The sequence below is a fragment of the Campylobacter sp. IFREMER_LSEM_CL1846 genome (assembly GCF_025772105.1).
In the GTDB taxonomy this organism is placed as follows: Bacteria; Campylobacterota; Campylobacteria; order Campylobacterales; family Campylobacteraceae; genus Campylobacter_D; species Campylobacter_D lari_D.
In genome coordinates this window covers 1-12,047 of record NZ_JAKMRM010000012.1, presented here as the reverse complement: position 1 = coordinate 12,047, position 12,047 = coordinate 1, and the positions used below count along the sequence as shown (strand labels likewise).

At 29.8% G+C, this 12,047-nt stretch carries 11 protein-coding genes; 4 read left to right on the top strand and 7 right to left on the bottom strand.

The features are described from left to right. Window position 1 precedes the first annotated feature (1 nt). From L8W40_RS06315 to L8W40_RS06285, 7 genes are all read right to left on the bottom strand, one after another. The gene (locus L8W40_RS06315; protein WP_263660777.1) at window positions 2-601 is read right to left on the bottom strand and encodes a SoxW family protein; all 600 of its coding nucleotides are present in this window, start codon (window positions 599-601) and stop codon (window positions 2-4) included. A 56-nt stretch (window positions 602-657) separates the two neighbouring features. Then, window positions 658-2,676, bottom strand: a complete 2,019-nt coding sequence (locus L8W40_RS06310; protein WP_412175458.1) for a rhodanese-like domain-containing protein — start codon at window positions 2,674-2,676, stop codon at window positions 658-660. A 95-nt stretch (window positions 2,677-2,771) separates the two neighbouring features. Next, complete coding sequence (locus L8W40_RS06305; protein ID WP_133318862.1) at window positions 2,772-4,709, bottom strand: multiheme c-type cytochrome; 1,938 nt, start codon at window positions 4,707-4,709, stop codon at window positions 2,772-2,774. Window positions 4,710-4,891: 182 nt separating this feature from the next. After that, window positions 4,892-5,527, bottom strand: coding sequence for a helix-turn-helix transcriptional regulator (locus L8W40_RS06300; protein WP_263664950.1), 636 nt, complete (start codon window positions 5,525-5,527; stop codon window positions 4,892-4,894). A 105-nt stretch (window positions 5,528-5,632) separates the two neighbouring features. Beyond that, window positions 5,633-6,127, bottom strand: coding sequence for a non-heme ferritin (gene ftnA / locus L8W40_RS06295; protein ID WP_220566403.1), 495 nt, complete (start codon window positions 6,125-6,127; stop codon window positions 5,633-5,635). Between the two features lie 73 nt (window positions 6,128-6,200). After that, window positions 6,201-7,364, bottom strand: a complete 1,164-nt coding sequence (locus L8W40_RS06290; protein ID WP_263664949.1) for a sensor histidine kinase — start codon at window positions 7,362-7,364, stop codon at window positions 6,201-6,203. Window positions 7,365-7,492: 128 nt separating this feature from the next. Next, complete coding sequence (locus L8W40_RS06285) at window positions 7,493-8,152, bottom strand: response regulator transcription factor (protein ID WP_263664948.1); 660 nt, start codon at window positions 8,150-8,152, stop codon at window positions 7,493-7,495. An 86-nt stretch (window positions 8,153-8,238) separates the two neighbouring features. Here L8W40_RS06285 and L8W40_RS06280 point away from each other — a divergent pair, with 86 nt between their 5' ends. The 4 genes from L8W40_RS06280 to pstB are packed head-to-tail and all read left to right on the top strand — an operon-like array spanning window position 8,239 to window position 11,975. Continuing rightward, complete coding sequence (locus tag L8W40_RS06280; protein ID WP_257928718.1) at window positions 8,239-9,222, top strand: substrate-binding domain-containing protein; 984 nt, start codon at window positions 8,239-8,241, stop codon at window positions 9,220-9,222. A gap of 16 nt (window positions 9,223-9,238) precedes the next feature. Then, window positions 9,239-10,153, top strand: coding sequence for a phosphate ABC transporter permease subunit PstC (gene pstC / locus L8W40_RS06275; RefSeq protein ID WP_047208303.1), 915 nt, complete (start codon window positions 9,239-9,241; stop codon window positions 10,151-10,153). Beyond that, complete coding sequence (gene pstA / locus L8W40_RS06270; RefSeq protein ID WP_133318866.1) at window positions 10,150-11,238, top strand: phosphate ABC transporter permease PstA; 1,089 nt, start codon at window positions 10,150-10,152, stop codon at window positions 11,236-11,238. Before pstC ends, pstA begins: the two co-directional genes overlap by 4 nt. Beyond that, window positions 11,235-11,975, top strand: coding sequence for a phosphate ABC transporter ATP-binding protein PstB (pstB, locus tag L8W40_RS06265; RefSeq protein WP_133318867.1), 741 nt, complete (start codon window positions 11,235-11,237; stop codon window positions 11,973-11,975). The genes pstA and pstB overlap by 4 nt, the downstream gene beginning before the upstream one ends. Window positions 11,976-12,047: the final 72 nt, after the last annotated feature.

Below are 12,047 nucleotides of genomic sequence, written 5' to 3'. Positions count from 1 at the left end.
TTTAAATATTATTTTCTTTATAAAAATGTATGAGTTTTTGTGCTATGGTTGCTTCGTCTAAATTTTGATTTTCTTTTTGATTTAAAAACTCCATTGTAGCGCTTAGTCTTTTTGCGCTAATAAAACCAGGATAATTTAGCAAAGTTTGGCTATTTTTGTTTAAAATTACAATAGTAGGGGTGGCTACTATATCATAAATACTAGAAAGTTCAGCTGTACTTAAGTCACTTTTATGGTTTTTATAAAATGTATGAATTTTTTTATAGCTTATATTTATATAATATGAGCTGTATTTGTCTTTTATAAGTTCTTGTATTTTTTTATCATTTTTAATTTCTTCTTTTAATTTATCACAATAAAGGCAGTGATTTGCGCTGAAAATGATTAAAATGTTTTTATCATCACTTTTTATATTTGCATTATCTTTAAATAAATGAGCTATTTCTTCATAAGATTTTTTATCTAAATCATTTGCTTTTTGTAAATTTTCTTTAGAAAATTGTGTACCGCTTGAGATTAAATTAGAATCAAGTTTTTCTTCATTAGAACAAGCTATAAAAAAAATACTTAAAAAACTAAGTGAGAGTATTGTTTTAAACATTTAAAATCCTTGAAAAAATTAGAAAAAGTCCTTATTCGCTATTATAGCGAATAAGGTTATAAGATAGTGTTAAAGAAAGTATAAAGCATTAAAAATAAAAATACCAAACCAGTGATTAGCATTGCAAATCCTGCAAGTTTAGCTAGCCATTGATATGCTTTGAAGTTACTTTTATTTTCATATAAAGTGCTTAATTTTCCACTTTCTTTTAAGCGTTTATACCATACATTTCTTTCTTGTTTAATCTCTTCTTCGCTAATACTTCCTGAAAAAATCACCATATCCATAGGGAAGCGATCTGCTCTAAAATGCGTATTAAAGAAGTGAATTGCAAAAATAAATCCTGTAGCAAGTAAAGCTTCATCAGAGTGAAGTAGGGTTGCTAAGTTGATTGCTTCACCTGGTAAAAATTTACCAAAGAAAGCAGGAAACCATAAAATAAGCCCTGAAATACCAATGATAAACATACCCCAAAATACTGCTAGATAGTCAAATTTTTCCCAATAAGTCCAGCGGTCAAATTGCGGTCTTGGTCCAAAACCAAAGAACCATTTAAAATGATCTTTCATATCTTTAAAATCTTGCCAATTTGGCATTAAAGAATCAGGTCCAAAAGTAGCTTTTAAAACTTTCATAAAGCTTATTTTGCCAGTTATTGGATCCCTTGCTACATCACGGCGTTTCCAATTTACGATGATGATTTCTCCAATGTGAGAGAAAAATACTGCAAACATTACTATGGCTGAAATATGATGTATGGTTGCAGCGTTAATGATATCTCCACCCATTAAATCAATCATAGGTTTAGCCCATGCTGAATCATAGAATTTTTGCGGTAAGCCTGAGAATGCAAGACCCAAAAAGCTAACTGCCATAAAAAAATGCTGAATTCTATGAAAAGTGCTAAATCTTCTTACTCTTACTTTATCTTCATGTGCTGCTTTTCTTGCTTCTTTCCATTCTTTAGGATATTTTATACGCATAGCAATTAAACGCAAGCACCAAAGTATAGTATGGGCTCCAAAGAAAACAAATACAGAAATGACCAAAATAGTCATGAATATATAAGCACCATGTAATCCAGGATATTTTTCACCATCACTATGATCAGCATGTGCCATCCAATTTGCGAAATTTTCATTTGCATTTGGGTGGCATGATTTGCAAGTTTGAACACGGTTAATTGGCGAGAGGGTTGAGCTTCTTTCACTTGATTTTAAAATATTGTGTTTGCCATGACAATCAGAACAAGTAGCAACACTTGGAGTTTCACCCGGTGTACTTAATATCATGCCTTTACCATGGAAAGTCATATGAAAAGTTGCACTTTTTTGTTTATGGCATTGTGCACATTTTTGATCGACTAATTGTTTTTGTGAATAAATTCCTGAATGTTTTGGGGTAATATGAATAGAGTGACAAGTCGCACAAGATGGTTTTTCTTTTTTCTTTTGCATATCTTGAGCAGGTAAGAACTTTTCTACTCCATGAGCGCTTTTTGCTAAAGCATTGCTTGCTTTTTCATGGCAAGTTGCACATTTTTGATTGATTAAGTTTTTACTTGCTGCAATATCAGCTCTAATGCCTTTACCTTTTTGAGCATGACAATCACGACAAGATGGGGTATTGCTAAATTTAAATCTTGAGTGAATAGTATCTTTAAACTCGATAATTTCTTTAGCTTTTTCCCATTTAACTGTGTCTATTTTTTCAACTTTTCTACCTGAAGTTACCCATGATTCTATACCATCAAGCATTACAACAGAGTTTTTATAGCCAAGTTCTATAGCAACTGCAGCAGCTTGAGAAGCTTCAAATCTAAAACGATTTAAACCATAAAATACTAAATTTGCATTTTTATCATTAGGTAGTAAATTTTGCCAATTTTCCACATAGGTTGATATGGAATTAGGTATATAGCCATTAGCTTGTCTATCTTGCTCTGAATTGACATCAAAAAAATAAGTATTGTTTTGATCTAGCATTTCTTGAGCTTGTGCTAAGCTAATGCTTTTTACACCTTCTATTGAGCCTATTTCTCCATTAGCCTCAGCAAAAATAAATCCTGATGGCATAAAAAGAGTAAAAAGCACAATAAAAAGTCGAGTAATTAAATTTTTCAAGACTAGCTCCTTATTTTAAGGAAGAATTTTTCATTCTTCCTTTGTTTTTATTTACCATTTAGGATATTTTGTGCTTCTTGGATATAAATTAAAGCTTCTTCTATGATTTTCTTAGAATAAGCAGGTCCATGAACACCCCAAGAACCATCTTTTTCTAGTCTATCAGCTATGGCTTGAGCTTGATTTGTTAGGCTTAATACTTTTGATTTTTGCTCTATTGAAAGTTTATTTTTTTCAGCAAAAGTTTTATCAATATTTGCTATACCTTTTCTAATTTTCTCATATCCTTCTTTAACAGGGTTTTGCCACTGCATTACTTTATCATAAATCATTTCTTGATTGCTAAAGTGAAGTTTTTCAGGTAAGGTTGATTGTACAGGACTATGACAACCACTTGCACCAGGACCCATTAGGTTAATATCACTAAAACTAGTTCTACCACAACTCCACATTAAATCAAGGAAGAATCTACCTTCATCATCTCTAGCTATGGTCCAACCACCAACTTTAGGCGATCTTTCTTTACCTTCTGGTGGATTAAGTGTTTTTGCGGTTTTATCTACTTTGATATTCCAAATATGTGAAGCTCTAACATTATCAAATCCACCTTTATCAGGGTTTTGAACTGCTCCAAAGTTTTCACAACTCATCATATTTGGCATGTGACAAGCTGTACAGTTATCTTTTGCGTGAATTCCACCTTTTTTGAAAAAGCTTGCTTGAGTTTCATGACAATCTTTGCAAGTTTTTTTAAGTTTTGTTTTAGTATAACCGCTTTTCCAATCATTAAAAGTTACTTCATGCGGATCATGACAAGTATTACATCTCATACCCTTATCGTAGTGTGCTGAAGAATACATTTGAGCACCTTCTGTTCCACACGCAGGACAACTTGATTTAAAATACGCATTGAAAGGTTTTCTAGGATTGATTTTAGCATCGGTTTCATTGTATGAAAATCTTTGATGACATCTTTCACAATTTGATGGCATACCCGCACCTCTTGCTCCATAAAGATGTGCTCCAGCCCCATGGCATTCCTCGCAAGTAATGCCTTTTGAGATGGTATGTTTTTGAAGTTCTTTTGGATTACCCAGTGCTTTGTAAAATTCTTCCTTGCTTTTAAAGTCAAATTTAAAAGTATGACAGGTTTCACAATACGCAGTAGCAGGTTGGAAAACCGCTTTTTCTTTATAGGTTGCAGCATAAGAGTTTGTTCCCCATACTTGAGAGCCATTTCCTCCAAAATCTTCCATTTTAGTAGGAAAACCAGGTGCAAATGCAGCTATTTTTTGTGCCATTTCAGGGGTTAAAAACTCACTCCAAAGTCTTGAAAATTGATTACCTCCAGCGGTTAATTTACCACTTAAATCACTCAAATTTCCATCTTCAACATGGTAAGTTCCACGCACAAGCCATCTATCTATAAAACCATATTTTGTTCTTGGCGTTCCAATGAGAGCATAAACATCATTTGGATAAATTCCATCGGGTAAAATAGTAGCTTGAGAATTATACATAGGTTTTTTCAAACCTTCAGCTCCACCAACTTCTTCCATTTCATGTGGAAAACGCACGGTTTTTGCATGACGAGAGCGCTCCCAAGAAGCATATTGAGCAGGATGGCATTCGCCACATTTTTTTGGACCCACAAATTTGTTTGGAAAATCCAAAAAAGATTCATAAGGCAAGCGATAAGTAATAGAAGCTTGTTTTAAATCATGCTCGGCAGCAAATTTAGCTCCATTTTGATTTACAACCCAATTTTCAGTTCTATCACTATGGGTAAATTTACCCACCAAACGCCCTTCTTTTTCATATTTAAAAATAGGGTGATTTTTATAAAGATAATCAAAAAATGCATCTTCTTGAGCCACATAACCATCAAGGGTTCTAGGCTCTGAAGAAGCAAAAGCTTGTGTAGTCAAACTAATGCCCAATGCTAAACAAGCATAAGTGGCGACTTTAGCTAGTTTATGTTTCATAACTTCCCTTTCATGTAGTTTTGTTAAAAGATAAAAACACTCTTATTTATTATCTATTAACTTTTAAAACATAATTTTGACTATTTTTTAATAAAAATTAACTTAAAAATATAATTTATTAACTTTTTATTAATTTAAATAATAAAAATTATCATATAGAAAAAGAACTTATTTGCTAAATATTAAATTCTACTAATAGTCCCTACTACCTTACCTACAATTAAAAAGTCTCCATTTTGATAATGAACATCCGCATAACTTAGGTTAAAAGAGTGTAAATAAACTCCGCCTTTATTGCTTTTAAAAATTTGTTTGATAAATAAACCATCTCTGGTATTTACTGCAAAAACTCCACCTTCTTTAAAGCTTTTGCTTTTATCTACTAAACACAAAGAATCATCTTTGATTTCAGGCTCCATGCTATCGCCTATACATGGGATGATATCACAATCTTTAGAGTCAAAAAAATCACTTAGCTTTTCATCTATAATCACTTCTGAAAAACTTACATTATCATTTAAAGCTCCACCTCCCATAGAAGCATTAACATCATAATATTTTAAAACATTATAGTTTAGATCATGCGTTAGAGTATTACTCTCAAGGGAATCTTCATAAAAAAACGCATTGATATTAATATTTCTCTCATTTAAAAAATGAAGTATTTGTTTATAAGGTATGGAATTTCTAAATTTCATACTATAAAAGGTATCAGGATTGATATTTAGCATCTTAGCTACATCAGAATCTTTGGCGTTTTTTATTCCTTCTTTTTGGAGTATAAATTTTAATTTATCAGTAATTTCATTCATTTGCATAAAAATCCTTTTAAATAAAAAGTATTTTAGCAAATTTACTTTTATTTTGCAAGAATTCTTTTAAATTAAAAGATATTTAGCTTCCAAATTTATGGAAGCTAAAAATTATTTATTAGTCAGACTTTTGATGTATTGATCTACCATGTATAAGCCATTGCCATTATCGCTTATGAGTTTGATTTTATCTACTATACCTCTAAAAAGCGCTTCCTCTTCGTGTTGTTCGCTTACATACCATTGTAGAAAATTAAAAGTAGAATAATCTTTACTTGAAAGCATAAAATCTACAAGATTATTAATAGAAGCAGTGATACTTTGCTCATGCTCAAAAGTTTTTTCAAATACATCAAGCAATGATTTAAAATCACTATCAGGTTTTTTAACTTCTTTTAATTCTACTTTAGAATCAGTTTCATTCAAATAAGTGATGAGTTTTCTAGCATGATCGCTTTCTTCTCTTGCATGCTCGAACAAAAACGCCCCTGCACCATCAAAACTATGCTCATAGCACCATGAACTCATACTCAAATACAAATTTGCTGCATACATTTCTTTATTAATTTGCTCATTTAATAAAGCTACTACTTCTTTTGAAAGCATTTTCTCTCCTTTAAGTGTTATTGCTTTATTATATTAATATAGTTTTATTAAAAAGATATTAATAATAAAAAAATTATTTTGTATTTTTTATACTAAAAGAAAAAACACTGCCTTTTTGTGGGTTAGATTGAATTTTTAAAGAACTTTTGTGTAAAGTGAGTATTTTTTTAACTAAAAACAATCCTAGTCCAAAAGAATTGTTTTGGCTAGTATTGATTTTATAAAATTTTTTTGTGATTAGTTTTAAATATTTTTCCTCTATGCCTATGCCTTGATCTTGTATAGTAAATTCTTGGTTTTTAACTTCAATAAAAATATCTTTTTGACTATATTTTAGTGCATTGCTAATGAGATTAATAATAACTTGCTCAATGAGAAAAGAATCTGCTTTTATGAAAGTTTGCTCTCCTTGAATTTTAATCCTGCTTTCATTAAAATTTTCAACAATATTTTTACTTAAAGCATATAAATCAAAATTTTCTTCATTTAAAGATGTGATATTTAAATTAAAAACAAAATTTAGTTTGTGTGTTAGTTGGTTGATTTTTATGCTTTGCTTGTGAATTTTTTCAAGCATAATTTTTCTCATAGTTTCATCATTATGTTCTTTTTCTAAAGATTGCAAACTTAAATTTATAACACTTAAAGGATTTTTTAACTCATGTGAAATAGCACTGATTAAATTTGAAAGTTGAGTGTTTTTCATTTTAATTTTTTTGGCTTGTTTTTTATTTTGTAATTCTTTCTCATAAAATAACTTTTTTATTTTTAATAATCTTAAATTTAAAGAATTTAAATCATAAAAAAAGTTCTTTGTAAAATGAAATTCTGATTGACTCTTTATATTTTTAATAAACAAAAGTAATTCTTGAAAGTATTTTTTAAAAAAGTTAAATATAAAAATATATATTGCAGTTAATACTGCTAAAAAAAGTAAAAAAATCAAAATATTTTTTATCCAAAAATCTTGTATTTTTGCATTTATTTTTGGATAAACAATGATGATGTATTTATATCCTTCATATTGATAAGCTTTATAATAAATTTCTTTATTATTAAAAAATTCATGTGTAAAATCTGCGTTAAATTGATTTTTAAAGAAATCAAAATCATCTAAAGATGAGATGGTTTTTCCATCTTTTTTGATGATAAAATCTGCTCTTGTTTGTTGAGAAAATTCTTGAATGTTGTTTGTATTGAGTGTTTTTATAATGCTAAATTTTAATGTATCATTCAAGGTTTTTAATTTTTGCTCATAAGTGCTTTTTATAGTGTTATTTATATATTGCTCATTAACAAAATAAAACAATCCTATAAAAAATATACAAAAACATATAAAAAATAAAGCAAAAAAATTTCTGATTTTTAACACAATTTATAACCCACCGAGCGCACTGAAATGATATTTTCTTTAATTTGTGGAATTTTTTGTTTTAATCTTAAAATAGCCGTATTGATTGTCTTATCGCTTGTTGTGTCATTTTTCCATACCTGCTCACTTAAAAATTGACGGCTTAGAAGTTGATTTTTGTGATTAAAAAAACACTTGAGTAATTCTACATCTAGGGTTGATAAATTGTCAAATGTATTTGTTTGATGAATTAATTTTCTCTCTTCTATATATAAAGTAAAATCTTGATAAGAAATTTGTTCTTTTGGAGTTTTATTTCTTTTAGTTACGGCTTTGATTCTAAATAAAAGTTCATTAAAATCAAAAGGTTTGCATATATAATCATCACAGCCTTGCTCAAAACCTTCTAAAATATCTTTTTGTAAAGTCTTTGCACTAAGAAAAATCACAGGCTCCATATAACCTTTTTTTCTTAATTGTTTTATCATCTCTACACTATCGCCACTTGGTAAATTTCTATCCATGATGATTAAGTCTATTTCATTTGTATCTAGAAAGGTTTCTAAGTCAAAAAAATCAAAATAATTATAAATTTTTATATTTTCTTGACCAAGTCTTAAACTAATTAACTCATTTAAATCTTTATCATCTTCTATCAAAATAACATTTAGCATATAAAATTATATCAAAAAATACATGTATCCAAAATGTTTCCAAGTTTTTTTAAATTTTCATTACTTTTTTAAAACAAGGAGAAAAAATGAAAAAACTTTTGGCTTTAAGTGTGGCTACCTTTGTTAGTTTAAACGCAGCAGAATTAAAAATAGCAGGTTCATCTACTGTCTATCCTTTTACTTCTTTTGTTGCTGAAGAGTATGCTTCTATAAAAAATACAAAAACACCTATAGTTGAAAGTCTTGGCACAGGCGGTGGTTTTAAAGTGTTTTGCGAGGGAATTACTGATATTTCTAATGCTTCAAGAGCAATCAAGCCAAGTGAATTTGAAACTTGTAAAAAATCAGGTGTGAGTGATATAGTCGGGATTATGATAGGCTATGATGGCATAGTTTTAGCTCAAAATAAAATCAATGCTCCATTAAATATAAGCTTACATGAGTTATTTTTAGCTTTGGCCAAAGAAATTCCACAAGATGGAAAATTAGTCCCAAATCCTTATACAAATTGGCAACAAATCAATAAAAATCTACCAAATAGAAAAATTACAATCTATGGTCCTCCATCAAGTTCAGGAACAAGAGATAGTATAGAAGAGCTTGTAATGGTAGATATTTCTAAAAAAATTCCTGAATATAAAGGTGCATATAAAACTATACGCCAAGATGGAGCATTTATACCAAGCGGAGAAAACGATAATTTAATTGTTTCAAAACTTTCTGTTGATAAAGAAGCTTTTGGGCTTTTTGGATACGGATTTTTAGCTAGTAATGATGATAAGATTAATGCAGTTGATATTGATGGTGTAAAAGCTGATGAGAAGAATATTTCCGAAGGAAAATATAAACTAGCTCGTTCTTTGTTTATATATATGAATGCTAAGAAAAATCCAGAAGTATTTGAATTTGCAAAAATTTATATGAGTGATGATTTAGCTAAAAGCGGAGCAGAATTAGAAAAAATAGGATTAGTTCCTTTGGATGAAAAAACTTTAAAACAAACCCAAAAACATATAGAAGAAAAAGGTTTATTAACTGATGAGCTTGTTAAAGCAGGGAAAGTTTTTTAATTTTTAGGATGAAAAATTGATAAAAGAAAAAATAATAAAATTAACGCTTTTTCTTTGTGCTTTTGTTAGCGTAGTAGTAAGCTTTGCTATTATGCTAACTATTTTAATAGAGGCATTAAAATTTTTTCAAAAAGAAAGCGTATTTACTTTTTTATTCTCAAGTCAGTGGGCAGCAGATGCTGCATTTGTAGGTGCTGATGGAAGTAGCAAGCATGGGGTTTTTGGTGCTTTGAGTTTATTTTGGGGAACTTTTTATATTTCATTAATAGCAATGCTAACAGCCTTACCTTTAGGTGTAATGTGTGCTATTTATCTTGGAGTATTTGCAGGTAAAAAATCTAAAAACTATTTAAAACCTATTTTAGAAATCATAGCAGGAATTCCTACTGTAGTTTTTGGATTTTTCGCAGCCATAGTTGTAGCTCCTTTTATAGTGTGGTTTTTTTCTCTTTTTGGTATAGAAGCTAGTTTTCAAAGTGCCCTAGGTGCAGGTTTTATCATGGGTATTATGATAGTTCCTATAGTGGCTTCACTCTCACAAGATTGCATTGAAGCTGTAAGTTTAAAAAGGATAAATGGAGCTTATGCTTTAGGTATGACTAAAAAAGAAGTCGTTTTTGCAGTAATTTTACCAGAAGCAATGCCAGGTATAGTTGCAGCTTGTCTTTTAGGACTTTCAAGAGCTTTAGGTGAAACAATGATTGTTGTTATGGCTGCTTCATTGCGTCCAAATTTAACAATGAATTTTTTAGAAGATATGACAACAGTGACTGTAAAAATAGTAGAAGCATTAAGCGGTGATCAAGCTTTTGATAGTTCTTTAGCTTTAAGTGCATTTTCTTTAGGGCTTGTGCTTTTTATTATTACATTAATCATTAATATTTTTAGCGTTTATTTGATAAATCGCTTCCATAAAAGGAAAAATTTATGAAAAAACTTTTTAAACAAAGAAAAAAAGCTTCAAAAAATTTCAAAAGATTCTGTAAAATGGGGCTTTATATAAACCTTATTTTTCTTTGTATTTTTTTATCAAGCGTAGGGTATCTTGGGATAGGAGCTTTTAAGCAAACTTACATTTATGCCCAGGCTGATAGAAATAGCCCTTCATATGAGCTTTTATCGCGTGCTGAACAAAGGAAAATAAGAACAGGTCAAATCAAAGAAAAATCTTGGCTTTTAGCAAATTCTGAAGTTGATCAATATATGAAAAAAAACTACAATAAACTAAGCGATGAACAAAAAACTTTAGTTGATGAATTAGTTCAAAAGCAAGAAATAAAACTAAGTTTTAACACAAATTTTTTCCTTAATGGAGATTCTAAATCACCTGAAAATTCAGGAATCTTTGCTTCTGTGGTTGGAACTTTACTTGTGATGATAGTTTGTATGGTTGTAAGTATCCCAATAGGAGTTGGAGCAGCTATTTATTTAGAAGAATTTGCTCCGCAAAATGTATTTACGCATTTTATAGAAGTGTGTATTAATAACCTTGCAAGTATTCCTAGTATTTTATTTGGACTTTTAGGACTTGGGGTGTTTATTAATCTTTTTGGGATGCCTCGTTCTAGTGCTTTAGTTGGAGGATTAACTTTGGCTATTATGAGCTTACCTATTATTATTGTTTCAACTAAAGCTGCCTTAAAAAGTGTGGATATTAATATGAAAAATGCAGCATATGCTTTAGGCATGACTAAAATTCAAATGATAAAAGGCATTATGCTACCTTTGGCAATGCCTATGATTTTAACAGGTTCTATTTTAACTTTAGCTCAAGCTATTGGCGAAACCGCACCTTTGATGATTATAGGTATGATAGCTTTTATACCTGATGTGGCAAATAGTGTTTTTGCACCAACAAGTGTTTTACCTGCTCAAATTTTTTCATGGTCAGCTATGCCAGAGCGTGCATTTTTAGAAAGAACAGCAGCAGGGATTATAGTGCTTTTATCTCTTTTAGTGATTTTAAATTTAGCAGCAATACTTTTAAGAAGATATTTTCAAGGAAAATTAAAATGATAGCAAAAACAACAAATCTAAATTTATTTTATGGTAAAAAACAAGCTTTATTTGATATTAATATGGAAATTCAAAAAAATAAAATCACAGCTTTAATAGGTGCTTCAGGATGTGGAAAATCCACATTTTTGCGTTGTTTTAATAGGATGAATGACAAAATAGCAAAAATCGATGGTCTTGTTGAGATTGATGGAAAAGATGTTAAAAATCAAGATTTAGTCGTGCTTAGAAAAAAAGTTGGAATGGTATTTCAACAACCTAATGTTTTTGTAAAAAGCATTTATGATAATATTTCTTATGCTCCAAAACTCCATGGGATGATCAAAAACAAAGATGAAGAAGATGCTTTGGTGGAAGATTGTCTTAAAAAAGTAGGGCTTTTTGAGGAGGTAAAGGATAAACTAAAACAAAATGCTCTAGCACTTTCAGGTGGTCAGCAACAACGCCTTTGTATTGCAAGAGCTTTGGCCATAAAGCCAAAATTATTACTTTTAGATGAACCAACTTCTGCACTTGATCCTATATCTTCAAGCGTTATAGAAGAGCTTATTAAAGAATTAAGTCATAATCTTTCTATGATCATGGTAACGCATAACATGCAACAAGGTAAGCGCGTGGCTGATTATACTGCATTTTTTCATCTAGGTGAACTTGTAGAATTTGGTGAAAGTAAAGAATTTTTTGAAAATCCAAAACAAGAAAAAACAAAAGCATACTTAAATGGAGCTTTTGGATAATTTTTATTTATTTAGAAATTTTGATGATATAATTAATCAAAATTTCTAAAAGGCTTAACATGCTTAAAAATG

What these genes read in the sequence shown, in the direction of transcription:
- L8W40_RS06315 (WP_263660777.1), bottom strand. Translation starts at nt 601, where the DNA reads ATGTTTAAAACAATACTCTCACTTAGTTTTTTAAGTATTTTTTTTATA.
- L8W40_RS06310 (WP_412175458.1), bottom strand. Translation starts at nt 2,676, where the DNA reads ATGCCATCAGGATTTATTTTTGCTGAGGCTAATGGAGAAATAGGCTCA.
- L8W40_RS06305 (WP_133318862.1), bottom strand. Translation starts at nt 4,709, where the DNA reads ATGAAACATAAACTAGCTAAAGTCGCCACTTATGCTTGTTTAGCATTG.
- L8W40_RS06300 (WP_263664950.1), bottom strand. Translation starts at nt 5,527, where the DNA reads ATGCAAATGAATGAAATTACTGATAAATTAAAATTTATACTCCAAAAA.
- ftnA (WP_220566403.1), bottom strand. Translation starts at nt 6,127, where the DNA reads ATGCTTTCAAAAGAAGTAGTAGCTTTATTAAATGAGCAAATTAATAAA.
- L8W40_RS06285 (WP_263664948.1), bottom strand. Translation starts at nt 8,152, where the DNA reads ATGCTAAATGTTATTTTGATAGAAGATGATAAAGATTTAAATGAGTTA.
- L8W40_RS06280 (WP_257928718.1), top strand. Translation starts at nt 8,239, where the DNA reads ATGAAAAAACTTTTGGCTTTAAGTGTGGCTACCTTTGTTAGTTTAAAC.
- pstA (WP_133318866.1), top strand. Translation starts at nt 10,150, where the DNA reads ATGAAAAAACTTTTTAAACAAAGAAAAAAAGCTTCAAAAAATTTCAAA.
- pstB (WP_133318867.1), top strand. Translation starts at nt 11,235, where the DNA reads ATGATAGCAAAAACAACAAATCTAAATTTATTTTATGGTAAAAAACAA.